Origin of the sequence: Bariatricus sp. TF06-38A, from assembly GCF_027690675.1 — a bacterium.
Classification (GTDB): domain Bacteria; phylum Bacillota; class Clostridia; order Lachnospirales; family Lachnospiraceae; genus Allocoprococcus; species Allocoprococcus comes.
In genome coordinates, this window is record NZ_JAQFCE010000014.1 from 1 (window position 1) to 14,373 (window position 14,373).

Genomic DNA, 14,373 nt, shown 5'->3' on the forward strand with positions numbered 1-14,373 from the left:
ATAAGAAAAAGGACGCATGAAAAAACTTTCGTTTTTTCACACGCCCTATTCCAACTGCTGTTCAACCAAAACTTTTTCCATTATACAGTGCAAAATAAAAGAGACTTCACTCACCATGAATGAAGCCTCCTCAAAATACAATACTGTGAATGATTCACAGAACATATGTTATCGCAAAGTTTTTAAAAATAGAATAGATTTTGCCAAACGACAGTTTTTAAAAAAACTTGCAAATATGCACGCTCTTGTTGTTGCACTTTTCTTCAGATTGTCTACAAACATCTGATAAGCTTTTTGAACATAAATTCAAACACTGCCTCTTTCGTCGGAATCGCAGGGATTCCACCTCTCTTTTGCACACATAATCCAGCAACTGCATTTCCCAAAACAGCACACTTTTTGATTTCTTCCCATTCCATTTTTTCAACATTCTTATTCATAGAAAGGAGACTGCATAATACACCTCCCCAAAATGAATCACCTGCCCCAGTCGTGTCGACCGCATGTATCTGAAATGCTTTGATGATTTCTTTTCTGCTTTTTGTTGCCATAAGAACGCCCTGTTCTCCCAATGTAATGGCAACCAGCTTTGGTCCCATAGCAAGGAGTTGATCTGCAGCCTGCTCATAACTTTTCGCCTCTGTCAACAGAGTACTCTCTTCATCCGATACCTTCATGACATCTACCAATTCTATGACAGATCTCATTTTTTTCACTGCATGTTCTTTGTTCTTCCAAAGAGACGGGCGATAATTTGGATCATAGGAAATAAGTGCACCCGCTGCTTTTGCCATTTTTACCGCTTCAATCGTTGTACTTTCTGCCGGTTCATCTGTCAACGATAATGATCCAAAATGAAAAATTCTACAACCTGAAATTAATGTCTGATCCAGTTCTTCTTTTTTTAACTGTGTATCTGCACCCGGTTTTCTTGCAAAAGAAAAATTCCGTTCTCCATTTTCACCGATTTCCACAAATGCCAACGTTGTAAAATAACCCGGGTCTTCAACAATAGCATCTGTATTGATTCCTTCCTTTTGCAATGTCTTCTTTAAAAATTTACCATGCATATCGTTTCCAACTTTTCCAATAAAAGATGTGTGATACCCAAAGTGGCTTGCAACGGTTAGAAGATTTGCCGGAGCACCGCCGGGATTCTGTTCGAACAATTTTCTCCCATCCTGACTATGTCCTGCTTCCGTAAAATCAATCAACAATTCACCCAATGCCACGATATCAACTTTTTCTTCCATTTTTCAGTTCCTCCACAATCTCGTTATAACGTTTTTTATTTAACCGGTAAAAAAATAATACAACCGCAGTCACAATCCACAGTACACCTGGAATCGTCGTAAATGCATGTTTCATAATTGAAAGTACAATTGCATTTTGTGTCTGATTTGCGATATAACCATATTTTCCAAGTAATCCTGCCAAAAGTGCTGTTCCAACTGCCATTCCGATTTTATTTCCAAGTGAAATAAATGCATACTGAAAACCATCATTTCTAAGTCCGGTTTTCCACTCCCCATATTCCACACAGTCTGGAATAATTGCATAGATTGCGGTATTAAATCCAGAGAAAAAAAACTGTGTGAGACCAGATAATGCATAAAAAATAGCCGGTGATTCTTTGGCATTGAAGAAAAACATAGACAACATGGAAATTCCTGTAAATAAAGCAAAGAGAGATGCTGTTCTTCCTTTGTTATTCAACTTGCGGAATAATGGTTGAAAACAGGCTGCCCCGATGATAGAAGGAATAATGATGCACATTGAATAAGTTGTGTAGTAGGAGGCATTCCCTTCCACATATGTAAAATAATACAGAATATCTGCGTTTCTACCATATAATGTAAATCCAAATAATATCTGTCCTACCAATGCAAGAAGATATGGTCTATTCTGCATGACTGCTTTCAACTGAACCTTTACAGAAATTTTTTCTTTTTCCGGAGTGATCACTGCCTCTTTCGTCTTCGCAAAGCAGAAGAAATGACAGGCTGTAAAAATACATCCATATATGATCGCAACCGTCAGATATCCTGTCTTTGCACTATGACTGCCGAATTTGCTGAGCAGTGGAACTGTAATAATATTTAACACACCAATTGCAATCATCGCTGCAACCGAACGGGATGTATTTATTTTTGCACGTTCATCAATATCCTGTGTCATAGCACCACACAAGGTTCCATATGGAATATTCACACAGGTATACCCCAAAACCAGCAGACAATATGTAATTACCATATAAATGATCTTTCCATTCTGCGGCCAGTCGGGTCTTGCCCAGAATGTCATAACAAGAAGAATCGCTGTAATTGGTGCCGCTACTAACAGCCATGGACGGTACCGTCCCCATCTCGATTTTGTTTTATCCGTAAGTCCCCCGACGATTGGATCATTGATTGCATCCCAGAATCTTGAAAAAAGCATAAGTGCTGAAACAGCCGCCATACTGATTCCGAACACGTCTGTATAAAATATCATCAGAAAATTACTGACAAACATCCAGCTGAAATTACATCCAACATCACCAAACCCATATGCAATCTTACTGATCAGCGATACTTTTCCATTTTTGTTTTCGCTTCCCATATGTTCCTCCTATTTTTATCAGAGTTTCTGACAGAACTCTATTCTTTCCTCATTTGGTCCTTTAATCATAAAAAACTTCACACCATTTTCCCAAAATGGTAGTTCTTCGATTCCGTCTGTAATAATTGTGTATTTTTCATTGCAGATTTTCTGATACATACTTTCAATGTCTTCCACATCAAGTGCAACATGTTGGTATGCACCGTCTGACATTGCCGCCTGCCCATTTTCAAAAGTCTCTATACAGTAATTTTTTATCTGTAAAAATGCCACTTTTTCCCCTGCTTTTTCATTATAAGACTGCATAATCACTTCAAATCCAAGACTCTTATAAAACTCAACTGTTTTCTGTAAATCGTTTGTCGGAAGCCCGACATGGGCAACTCCGACAATTCCATATTTATTTTCCATACGAACTCCTTACTTTTCACTGACGTTGATAATTACTTTCATCGTTGTTTCGCGGTTATCATCAATATACTGGTATGCTTTCAGATAATCTTTAAAAGCAAATGTCTTTGAGATGAGCGGTTTCAAATGAACTTTGCCCTCATTTACCAATCTGATTCCATCTATGTAATCATCATGGCGGTACATCATCGTGCTCTTAATGTCAAGTTCGTGATCATTTGCCACTGCAAGATCTACTTCTGCCATTCCTGCAAAAACAGCCACCAGTACAATCGTGCTTCCTTTTCTTGCATATTTAATTGCCTGTCCCATTGTGATATTGTTTCCGGCACAGTCGTAGATCACATCCGCCTTGTCCGGTCCAAATGCTTCGAGCATTGCCGCACCGAAGTCTTTATTTTGGGTATTCACACACACATCAATTCCACATTCTTTTGCCTTTGCCAGTCTAAGATCACTGATATCTGTGATCATCACTTTCGCTGCCCCCATTCCTTTTGCTGCCTGTGCCACGAGATTTCCAATCGGTCCTGCTCCAAGGACTGCAATATTCATGCCAGCCACATCGCCCATCTGTTTTACACCATGAACTGCCACTGCAAGAGGTTCGATCATAGCGCCTTCTTCATAGGACATATCTTCTGGAATAGGTGTTACTTTAGATGCATCCACTGCAAAATACTCAGATGCTGTTCCTGTCGTCTGAAATCCCATTACTTTTAATTCCTCACAGAGATTATACTTTCCATGACGACATGGATAGCAATGTCCACAATATACCTGAGGCTCTATCGTCACCTTCTGTCCCACATGAAACTCTGTGACATTTTTGCCAAGTTCTGTAATCTCACCGGAAACCTCATGTCCCTGTGTTACCGGATATTTTGTAAACGGATGTTTTCCATGATAAACATGAATATCTGATCCACAAACACCAATATTCATAATCTTTACCAACACCTGATTTTCCTTTACCTCCGGAACCGGAACCTCTCTGAAAATAATTTCTCCTGGATTTGTCATTACCTGCTGTAACATAATTGTTTCCTCCTTTTTATGTTGTTTTGTTTTATGTTTTATAAAATGTTTTATTAAAGTAATTACATTATCACCATGTAAACACAATTTGTCAATATGCTTTTTCATATTTTTATATATTTCATAATTTCAAATTATATTTTTTGTATATTTTTCACAATTAACACGCAAAAAAACGGAAAGGAAACCGTAGTTACTGTTTTCTTTCCGTTTTTTACTATAATATCTTTTTTTAATTTTACACAACTTCTCGTTTTTCACACATATAAAGCGGACATCCGGATTCGCTTTGCAACCTGTCAGTGGGCGCTTTTAACTCCAACAGACTAAACATCCCCTTACCCTACGCACCAGATGCGGTGTACTGCTTATCTTCGTTCAAAAAATTTACAATTCTACCATATGTTTTGTAAAAAAGTATTTCGCGGCTCCAACAGCCGACGCTTCTTTCTTATACGAACAATTTTTCAAGTATGAAACATCATGCTCAAAGCCATTATATGCCATCACTTTTTCTCCCAGTGGTATCATATAATCTGACAATACACCTCCCACATCACCTCCTAGTATGATATCCATATCATATGCCATCCGCAGATTTGATATCAAAACAGCAAGATGATCCAGATACTCATTCCATGTCTGCAAATTTTTTTCATCACCACTTTCAATTTTTTCCATAAATGCATCCAATGACTGCCTGTTATCTTGTGTCAGTACACTTGCAGCACAATATGCATCTGCACATCCTGATTTACCACAATAACACTTTCTTCCACCGGGAACGAGTATCATGTGACCAAACTCCCCTGCTTTCTGGTTTTGCCCTCGAAACAGCTTTCCATCTATGCAGAATGCACCTCCTAAGGTGTGGTTCAAAGACAGATATATCGCATTTGGATACTTTTGCTTTTTTTCTGCAAGCATTGCAGCATTAGCATCGTTTTCAAAATATACTGGAATTTCCAGCGCCTGCTCTAAAAAGCGCAGACTATAATTCTCTATACCTAAAGCATGGGATTTTAAAACAATCCGTTCTTTCTGATCAATAATTCCTGGAATCGCCACTCCAATCCCAAGTAGCGTGTCCTTCGCTACTTCGCCTTCAAGAAAAGTTTTGACCTTTTGTGCCACCTCTGTACAATAAGATAATTCAGCCGTAAATTTTAAACGGATGCGATCTTTTTTTATAATCTCATCTCCAAGATTTACTAATACCATTTCTATATGATTCGCTGTAATCAAAATTCCCATTGCATGACAGTATGACTTATTAATCCCTATACTTTTTGCCTTCCTTCCACCGGTTGAAGCATATTCCCCAGTTTCTTCCAACACCCTTTTTTCTAACAAGTCATTCACATTTGCTAACACAGTCGGCATACTCAAGTTTAACTCTTTTGCAATTCCCGCCTTGGATGTAACATGATTGTTTAGAACATAATTAATTATTTTTTTTCTTGTTGTATTTTTCTTATCTTTATTTTCCGTTTTCTTACCCTCTTTTATTAAATATATTATAAAAGAATTATATGCTTTTTTATTCTTCTTGTAAAGTAATGTTTTATAATAAATCTCCGACAGAATTTATCTTATAAACAGCCAAAAACTCCTGAAGGAGCTTTCCACGCTTTAGATATACACCAATTCTTTTAACACAATCTCTTCTGCAATATTACGAATACAATTTACCAATCTGCCAGCTTTTATCCTAGTTTGGACAATAAAACACAAGTTTCTATATGCACACTGCTCGGAAAAAGATCCACACACCCAATCCGTTCTACCTGATATCCTCTTCCCTGCAGAAGCTCCAGATCTCTTGCCAGGCTGGTCGGCTTGCAGGCAATATAAACCATTCTTTCCACACCAAAATCAATGATCTTTTCCAGTGCTTTCGGATGCACACCGTCTCTTGGTGGATCCAATACGATCAGATCCGGTACTTCACCCAGATCATCGATTACTTTCAACACATCTCCAGCCCAGAAGGTACAGTTATCGAGTCCATTTAAAGCAGCATTTTCTTTTGCAGCCTCTACAGCCTCTTCAACGATCTCCACACCTACTACTTTTTTTGCCACTGATGCAAGGATCTGTGCAATCGTTCCGGTTCCACTGTAGAGATCAAAGATTACCTTATCTTTCGTCTCACCGATATAAGATCTTGCTGTTTCATAAAGCACTTCCGCGCCAAGGGAATTAGTCTGGAAGAAAGAAAATGGTGTGATCTTGAACTTCAGTCCCAGAAGTTCCTCATAGAAATAATCCTGTCCATATAAAATTTTGGTTCCTTCATCTTTTACCACATCCGCAAGGCTGTTGTTGGTTGTATGAAGAATTCCGGCAAGCTTCCCATCATAAGAAAGACCGGTAAGCTTTTCCACCAGTCTGGCTTCATCTAGCTGTGCCTCCGATGTTGTTACCAGATCAATCAAAATTTCTCCGGTGCGAACTGCCTTTCTCACAAGAAGATGACGGAAAAATCCAGTATGGCGCATTCTGTGATAATACGGAAGACCTGTATCTGTCGCAAACTCCAGAACAGCCTTTATAATTCGTCTGAAATCCTCATCCACAATCTTGCATTCTGTAACATTTACAATATCGTGAAAGCTGCCTCTTTTATGCATGCCAAGTGCAAGAGGTCCGTCCTTATATTCGTCTCCAAAAGAAAATTCCATTTTATTGCGGTATCCCTCTCTGACAGGGCTTTCTTTAACACCCTCCCAGATATAATCACCATCAACCGCCGCATCCATCATCGCATGGATCTGCGCTTCCTTCATCTCCACCTGCTTTTCATACGGCAGATTCTGATAAGTGCATCCGCCACAGGCTCCAAAATGCGGACATGCCGGCTGACATTCTTCCGGTGAATGTTCCAGAATTTCCAGAAGCCGTCCCTCTGCCTGACCTTTTCGTATCTTATTCACCGCGAAACGCACCTTTTGTTCCGGAACGGTATTCTTCACGATCACTTTTTTTTCTTCGTCCTCTACCACGGCAAATCCTTTATTCGGGAAATCTACCCTTTCTATATATCCTTCTAATATCTGTCCTTTTTTCATCTATCTTTATACCCTCACATAGAAAAGGCAGGAATCTTTGACAATTCCTGCCTTCGCTGCTTTCTTAATATTACTGTACTTCATCTTCATCACTGAAGAAATCATTGTCGAAATCATCGTCAAAATCTTCTTCAAAATCTTCCAGATAATCCGGAGTAAAGAAACAATATACTGCATATGCAATTGCTGCAACTGCTGCTACTGCACCGATAATTGCAAGAATCCAGAGAACAGTTGTCTTCTGATCATCATCTTTCTTATGCATCATATCGTTGAGTTTCGTTGTTGCAAGTAATTCTTCGATTCTGTTCATCTCCATACACGCCCTTTCTGCCGTCACTCTCTGCTTCGGCTCACTCATTGTTTATAGCTAGTATACCACAAATCCATGCATAATTTCCACCATATTGCACAGATTTTACGAAAAAGAATGTGTTTCTTAGGCACATAGTGCAATTTTAGTCAATTTTCTGCAGTTTTGCAAACATGGCAAACATCTTCTTCGTGCCCGCCGTATCAAAGTCCACAGTCACTTCATAGTCTCGTCCGCCTTCTGTGATCTGTGTCACCAGACCTTCCCCAAACTTAATATGACGCACTCTGTCCCCCACATCATATCCCGGACCTTTTCCCTTGGTCACAGTAAACTGCTGTGCAGGCTTTGTCGCTGCGAACGCTTTTGTCGCAAATGCCTGCTTTGCCTGACGGTAAGCAGATACCTTTGGTTCCTCCTCTGTCTGCTCTTTTTTGAACATGGCACCGGTGGAAAGCAGGCTCAGCGGAATCTCTTTTAAGAATCTGGACATCTTATTATACTGTGTCTCACCGTGTACCATCCGTCGTCTTGCACAGGTCAGCGTCAGATTCTCCTTTGCACGGGTAATTCCCACATAGCAGAGTCTTCTCTCTTCTTCCAGCTCTGCCGGATCATCTGCCGTGATCGTCATATAGCTTGGGAAAATCCCATCTTCCAGGCCGGCGAGATAGACGTGTGGAAATTCCAGGCCTTTCGCACTATGTAAAGTCATCAGCACCACATAGTCCGTCTCCTCATCAAGACTGTCGATATCTGCAACCAATGCCACTTGCTCTAAAAAACCGGAAAGTGTCGATTTTTCATCTTCTGCTTCACAGGACTCTTCGTATGCAACAATTTTATTCCGGAGCTCTTCAATATTTTCCAGACGGCTTTCTGCTTCTTCATCAGAATCTGCCTGCAGTTCTTCTACATATCCAGTCGCATCGATAATCTCATCCATCAATTCCGCTACACTCATGCGTTCGCCTTCGGCTTTAAAATGCTCAATCAGGGCTGCAAAGGATTCGATTTTGCCAAGCGCACGTCCGATTCCCGGAACCGATCCTGCAGCCAGGATTGCTTCATAGAAACTGATCTCCCGTTCCGTTGCATAATCCTGCACCCTTCCGATAGTTGTCAGTCCGATTCCCCTCTTCGGTACATTGATGATCCTCCGTACTGCCAGATCATCTTTTCCATTATCTACTGTTTTTAAATATGCCAGCAGATCCTTTATTTCGCGTCTTGCATAGAAGTTTACTCCACCAACGATCTTATATGGAACATTGGATACCACCATCTTTTCCTCGAATATACGTGACTGCGCATTGGTTCTGTATAAAATAGCGAAATCCTTATATTCTCTTTTTCCACTGTTCACCTTGTCTTTGATATCACTGACAATATAATCCGCCTCATCGTAAGCAGAATCAAACTGACGGAACTGAATCTTCTCACCCTCACCATTCTCGGTCCAGAGCGACTTCTCTTTTCGTCCTGTATTGTGACGGATCACTTCATTTGCGGCGTTCAGGATTGTGGATGTGGAACGGTAATTCTGTTCCAGCTTGATCACTTTCGCATTCGGATATTCTTTTTCAAAATTCAGGATATTCATGATATTCGCACCCCTGAATTTGTAGATCGACTGGTCGTCATCACCAACTACACACAAATTCTGATACTTACCGGCAAGAAGGCTTACCAGCTTAAACTGTACCGTATTCGTATCCTGATACTCATCCACCATGATATAACGGAATCTTTCCTGATAATACTCCAGCACGTCCGGCTGTGTCTGAAGAAGCTGTACCGTCTTTAAAAGCAGATCGTCAAAATCGAGTGCATTGTTAGCTTTCAGCTGCTTTTCATACTCGGTATAAACCTGTGCAATCTTCTTTTTCGCCCAATCCCCTTCCGCACGAAGTGTCATCTCTTCCGGTGTGACAAGCTCATCTTTTGCAGAAGAAATCGCACTAAGAAGCGACCGTTCTTTAAACATTTTCGTATCAATCTGCAAATATTTACACACATCCTTGATCAGTGTCTTCTGATCATCTGCATCATAAATCGTAAAATTTGTATCATACCCAAGCCGGTCAATATATCTGCGCAGGATCCGCACACACATTGAATGGAAGGTGCTCACCCAGATACTCTCCGAACCGAATCCAACAATCTGATCCACTCTCTCACGCATCTCCCCGGCTGCCTTGTTCGTAAATGTGATTGCCAGGATATTCCATGGGTTCACACCTATCTGATCGATCAGCCAGGCAATCCTGTGTGTAAGGACACGTGTCTTACCGGATCCTGCTCCGGCAAGGATCAGAAGCGGGCCCTCTGTATAGAAAACGGCCTCCTGCTGTCTGTCATTTAATGTATCATAAATACTCATATTTTTGTTCCTCTTTCTTCTCCTCTCTCGAGGCTCTATTGCACCATTATATTATAAAAAAAGTGGGGTGTCAAAGAATCTCTCGTCCCTATTTTTCGTCGTAAAAATAGAAAAATCCAGCTCCTTTTTTCTTATCTGTAAAATTTTGCAAAATATCTGGACTTTAAAATTTTAATGTGCTAATATGTCATTGTATGAATGAGTGGGGCAGTTTATGTCACACTCTTATTGATTATTTGTCATGGAGGGATAATATAATGAGTAGAAAAATCAGAACAGAAGCGGTCGATTCTTTATTTGATGCCGTTCTCAGTCTGAAAAGCAGAGAAGAATGCTACACATTCTTTGAAGATGTCTGCACGATCAATGAGCTTTTATCGCTTTCACAGCGTTTTGAAGTAGCTAAGATGCTACGTGATCAGAAAACATACCTGGAGATTGCAGAAAAGACTGGTGCTTCCACAGCAACAATCAGCCGCGTAAACCGCTCTCTTAATTATGGTAATGATGGATACGATATGGTATTTGAGAGACTTCAGGCAGGGGCTGAAGAATCCGAATCTTAATTTTACAGACACCGGCAGGAGTTGGTAGTAACAGCTATTGCCAAACACATAATAGCAAAAAGGAACGAATTTCAAAATCTGAAATCCGTTCCTTTTTTTATTCTTCTTAAAAAAGCTAACGCTTTTATTTTTTCTTATCCGGCTTTGGAAGTTCGTCCACCATTTTTTCAATCAGTTGCTTTTTCACATACACATCAAAACTGAGATTACAGATAAAGGCAAACTTCTGAAGCTGTTCTCTTTCTTCATCATCCACACATACAAAAGAATGCTCAGCAGTCTCATACGCCTTACGAATACTATCCTGCAACTCTCCGATCCTGCTTTTTTCCATCTTACAGACTTCTTCATAGATACTTTCCATGTCAAATTCCGAATCCACAGCAAAATATTTGTCTGTCAGTGGCTTTAACAAAATCTCAATATCTTTGATTGAGAGCAAGTTCTTAAAATAATAGACAAAAATTAAAACCAGAAGGTGCTCTTTGGAATACTTTTTCTTGTTCGGAGGCGGAAGCAGATTGTTTTTCGCATAATTATTGATCATCGTTTTCGTCAGGATCTTATCATCCTCATAACGCTTCGTCGAACTGAGCTGTTCCTCCATAAAAGTTGTTACCTGATCCATATATAAATCTATATTCGGAATATCTACCGGATGAATATAATCAATTCTGCCGACACTTTCCAGGATACTGTTTAATAAATCTTCCGTATTTATCGTCATTCTTTTTCACCTCAATATAGATATTATATAGTATTAAAAACTAGATATCAAGTCTTTTCTCTATCTTTCATCCAGGCTTTTTTAACGTAAATGACGTATTAACAATTCACTTTTTTCTGTTTCCACATATTCCGTTTATACTGAATACATGATTTCAGAAGCTCTGCAGAAGTATTAACGATCAGTTCTTCCGGAAAATGACTCTCCTCGATCACCGGAAGCGCATAACTGTAATCTGCAAGATCTACATCCATATGTGCGTCGCTTCCCATCGTAACCGGAACTTCGTATTTCTTACAGTATTCCAGCATTTTTAAATCATTTTTCCTGGTATCCACGCGGAATCCGCCAGGTCTTAACGAACCGTTATTTACCTCCAGAACGGTTCCTGTCTCTTTTGCTTTTTTGGCCAGCTGTTCATAATCCACCGGATATCTTCCGTCATCCGGATGTCCAATAATGTGAATCAGCGGATTCTCCATTGCCGCAAGGTATGCCGCCGTGATTGCCTCTTCCGTCCGCTCGCCTTTATAACAAGGTCCATGAATACTTGCAATTGCAATATCCATCTGGCAAAGTGTGCTCTCCGGAAGGTCAACCTCTCCCTTTTCATTCATAATATTCAGTTCCACACCCATGAACAGTCTCACGCCGTACATTTCACGCGGTACGATATGCAGATTCTGGAAATAGAACTCATGACAGGTTCCCGGCATCTGCGGTGCATGTTCAGTCAATGCAAATGCCTCCAGTCCTTTCTCTTTCGCCATCTGTGCCATCTCACGTATCGTATTGTATGCATGTCCGCTGACAATGGTATGTGCATGTGTATCTAAAACTATTTTCATCGGTATTTCCTCCTGCCTGCTCTTTGTCTGTGTTCTCACAGCTCATCTTTTCTTATATTCTTATGATAAACTGATTCTTTCTTTTTTACAATCCGTTTTTCCCCACTGTTTTCATTTCTAAAATTTCTATAAAATGTGCGGTGTTTTTGTTGTCACATGGTACAATAGACTATAAGAATATTTAACGAAAGAGGTTTTTTTATGAATCTTTTAGCAGCACTTGCAAGTGTACGGATCTTTCCCAGAAAAGCTTCCCATCAGACACTGACTACCCGTTGGGGAAAAGCTCTTGATCCGCAGCACATACTGGAAGAATATCCACGTCCGCAAATGATCCGCGATCAATATATCAACCTGAATGGAGAATGGAATTACACAGTTCTTTCAGAAAAAAATACCATAACCAAAGAAGGAACTCTTCTCGTTCCTTTTTCTCCGGAAGCCCCTCTTTCCGGTGCCGGTTTCCAGTTAAAGCCGCGCGAAAAAATGCTCTGTGAGCGCCTGCTGTCGGTCAAGCGCCTTCCTTCCGACGGATCCCGGTGCATCTTGCATTTTGGTGCAGTCGATCAGTATGCGAAAGTTCTGGTAAATGGAAAAGTAGTTGTCTCACATATCGGCGGATATCTTCCATTTTCTGCTGATATCACAGATGCTCTGCAGGTGGGTTGCAACACTCTGACTGTACACATTGAAGACCGTTCCGACACTTCTTATCACAGTGTTGGAAAACAGAAATTAAAGCGTGGCGGAATGTTCTACACCGCCCAGAGTGGAATCTGGCAGACAGTATGGATGGAATGGGTTCCGGCTGTCTATGTCAAAAAACTGGAACTCACCCCTTTATATGAAAAAGAGACGGTACACGTATCCCTTCTTTTAAATCATCCGATTTCCGGATGCAGCGATGCCGAAGCGGTTGTCTGTCACGTCAGAGACATGGACGGTCGCCTGATTTCCAAAGGGATCTGCACCAATCAGTCTGACTCTCTTTGCTGTTACTCCTGCTACTGTGACGTCAACAATATGCATCCCTGGAATCCTGATGATCCTTATCTTTATACAATTGAGATACAGGCAGGCGAAGATAAAGTCACCGGCTATTTTGCAATGCGTACCTTTACCATCGAACCGGATAAAAAAGGACTTCCCCGCTTCTGCCTGAACCATGAACCACTTTTTCTGAATGGAGTCCTGGATCAGGGATACTGGCCGGACGGGCTTTACACTGCGCCATCTGATGAAGCGCTGATCTATGATATCCAAACCATGAAAAATCTCGGCTTCAACATGATCCGTAAACATGTAAAAGTCGAGACTGCAAGATGGTATTATCATTGCGACCGCCTTGGAATGATCGTCTGGCAGGACATGGTAAACGGTGGCACCTACAATGCTCCGTTCATGACCTGGCTGCCTGCACTCTTTCCAAAATTCAAGCTTCACACCAGTGACCGGATTCATCCTCTCTTCGGCAGGAAAAATGTACATGGCAGAGAAGAATTCATCCGTGAATGCAAAGAAACTGTCACTGCCCTAAAAGCATTCCCATGCATCAGCACCTGGGTAATCTTCAATGAAGGCTGGGGACAGTTTGATTCAAAAAAGCTCACTGCCTTATTCCGCGAACTGGATGACACCCGGCTCATCGATTCCGCCAGCGGATGGTTTGACAGACGGCAGGGAGATTTCAAAAGTGAACATAACTACTTTGCAAAGCAGTTCGTAACTCCATCTGACCGCGCTTTCGTCATTTCCGAATACGGAGGCTACACCTGCCAGGTCAAAGGACATACCTGCTCCGGCAAGACATACGGATATAAAATCTGCTCTTCACAGGAAGAATTCCAGGCAGCCTATCATAAACTTATATCTGAAGAAATCGACCCCCTCAAAGAACAGGGATTGTGCGGAGCAGTATATACACAACTCTCCGACATCGAAGATGAAATAAACGGGCTGATGACTTACGACAGGGAGGTTTGTAAGTTGTAGGTGGTTGGCAAAGTTACGCACCCATGGATTCGGATTCACCCCCGCTCGCGCTTAGTCCGCAAACGTAGCGGATACTAAGTTCGATGATGTCTGACGACATCCTCTCACTAAGTACCGACGTTTCCGATGGGGTTCATTCCGAATGCATGGGTGCGTAACTTTGTCGCTCCAGTACAAGTTGTGCGGAGGCGCTTCGCTGCCGCACTGGGAAAATACTATTTTAATTTCAGTGGGATAGGTTGCACAGGAACGTAAACTTTATACCTTATCAATATACCTCCGGTACTTCTGCAAATCCATTGCCACCACTTCCCGTCAGACACCACATCCAGGCGATGTGCAGCGGATGCCGTCCCCCCTGGTATTAGTTTTTTGTGCGCTTAGTATGGTGCCGTCTTCCCCCCTTCGCCGATGCGGTTCTGG

General features: G+C 41.2%; 12 protein-coding genes. 2 read left to right on the plus strand and 10 right to left on the minus strand.

Annotation, left to right across the window (positions count from 1 at the left end):
* Positions 1–272 precede the first annotated feature (272 nt).
* From PG418_RS11200 to pcrA, 8 genes are all read right to left on the minus strand, one after another.
* Entirely contained in the window at positions 273–1,253 is a 981-nt protein-coding gene (locus PG418_RS11200) for a carbohydrate kinase family protein (RefSeq protein WP_498837379.1), read from the minus strand.
* Positions 1,237–2,601 carry an MFS transporter gene (locus PG418_RS11205; protein WP_498837380.1) on the minus strand — a complete coding sequence of 455 codons (1,365 nt, stop codon included), beginning with the start codon at positions 2,599–2,601 and terminating at the stop codon, positions 1,237–1,239. The genes PG418_RS11200 and PG418_RS11205 overlap by 17 nt, the downstream gene beginning before the upstream one ends.
* 18 nt (positions 2,602–2,619) lie before the next feature.
* Positions 2,620–3,012, minus strand: coding sequence for a VOC family protein (locus tag PG418_RS11210; protein WP_008369413.1), 393 nt, complete (start codon positions 3,010–3,012; stop codon positions 2,620–2,622).
* A 9-nt stretch (positions 3,013–3,021) separates the two neighbouring features.
* The gene (locus tag PG418_RS11215; RefSeq protein ID WP_055158634.1) at positions 3,022–4,050 is read right to left on the minus strand and encodes a zinc-dependent alcohol dehydrogenase; all 1,029 of its coding nucleotides are present in this window, start codon (positions 4,048–4,050) and stop codon (positions 3,022–3,024) included.
* Positions 4,051–4,437: 387 nt separating this feature from the next.
* Positions 4,438–5,433 (minus strand): ROK family protein, encoded by a 996-nt coding sequence (locus PG418_RS11220; RefSeq protein ID WP_195479822.1) that lies wholly within the window; start codon positions 5,431–5,433, stop codon positions 4,438–4,440.
* 323 nt (positions 5,434–5,756) lie between these two features.
* Positions 5,757–7,121, minus strand: a complete 1,365-nt coding sequence (gene rlmD, locus PG418_RS11225) for a 23S rRNA (uracil(1939)-C(5))-methyltransferase RlmD (RefSeq protein ID WP_498837381.1) — start codon at positions 7,119–7,121, stop codon at positions 5,757–5,759.
* A gap of 70 nt (positions 7,122–7,191) precedes the next feature.
* Complete coding sequence (locus PG418_RS11230; RefSeq protein ID WP_044998722.1) at positions 7,192–7,434, minus strand: hypothetical protein; 243 nt, start codon at positions 7,432–7,434, stop codon at positions 7,192–7,194.
* A gap of 145 nt (positions 7,435–7,579) precedes the next feature.
* On the minus strand, positions 7,580–9,817 hold the full coding sequence (gene pcrA, locus PG418_RS11235) for a DNA helicase PcrA (protein WP_498837382.1): 2,238 nt from the start codon (positions 9,815–9,817) through the stop codon (positions 7,580–7,582).
* Between the two features lie 257 nt (positions 9,818–10,074).
* On the opposite strand from pcrA, the gene PG418_RS11240 reads away from it, so the two are divergent.
* Positions 10,075–10,383: a YerC/YecD family TrpR-related protein gene (locus PG418_RS11240; RefSeq protein WP_022220320.1), complete on the plus strand. Its 309-nt coding sequence runs from the start codon at positions 10,075–10,077 to the stop codon at positions 10,381–10,383.
* Between the two features lie 124 nt (positions 10,384–10,507).
* On the opposite strand, the gene PG418_RS11245 is transcribed toward PG418_RS11240, so the two are convergent.
* Together PG418_RS11245 and PG418_RS11250 are read right to left on the minus strand one after the other, a co-directional pair.
* On the minus strand, positions 10,508–11,110 hold the full coding sequence (locus tag PG418_RS11245; protein WP_055157639.1) for a DUF1836 domain-containing protein: 603 nt from the start codon (positions 11,108–11,110) through the stop codon (positions 10,508–10,510).
* A 98-nt stretch (positions 11,111–11,208) separates the two neighbouring features.
* Positions 11,209–11,958, minus strand: a complete 750-nt coding sequence (locus PG418_RS11250; protein WP_008369460.1) for a phosphatase — start codon at positions 11,956–11,958, stop codon at positions 11,209–11,211.
* A gap of 201 nt (positions 11,959–12,159) precedes the next feature.
* On the opposite strand from PG418_RS11250, the gene PG418_RS11255 reads away from it, so the two are divergent.
* Positions 12,160–13,950: a glycoside hydrolase family 2 protein gene (locus tag PG418_RS11255; RefSeq protein ID WP_498837383.1), complete on the plus strand. Its 1,791-nt coding sequence runs from the start codon at positions 12,160–12,162 to the stop codon at positions 13,948–13,950.
* The last annotated feature ends 423 nt before the right edge of the window (positions 13,951–14,373 follow it).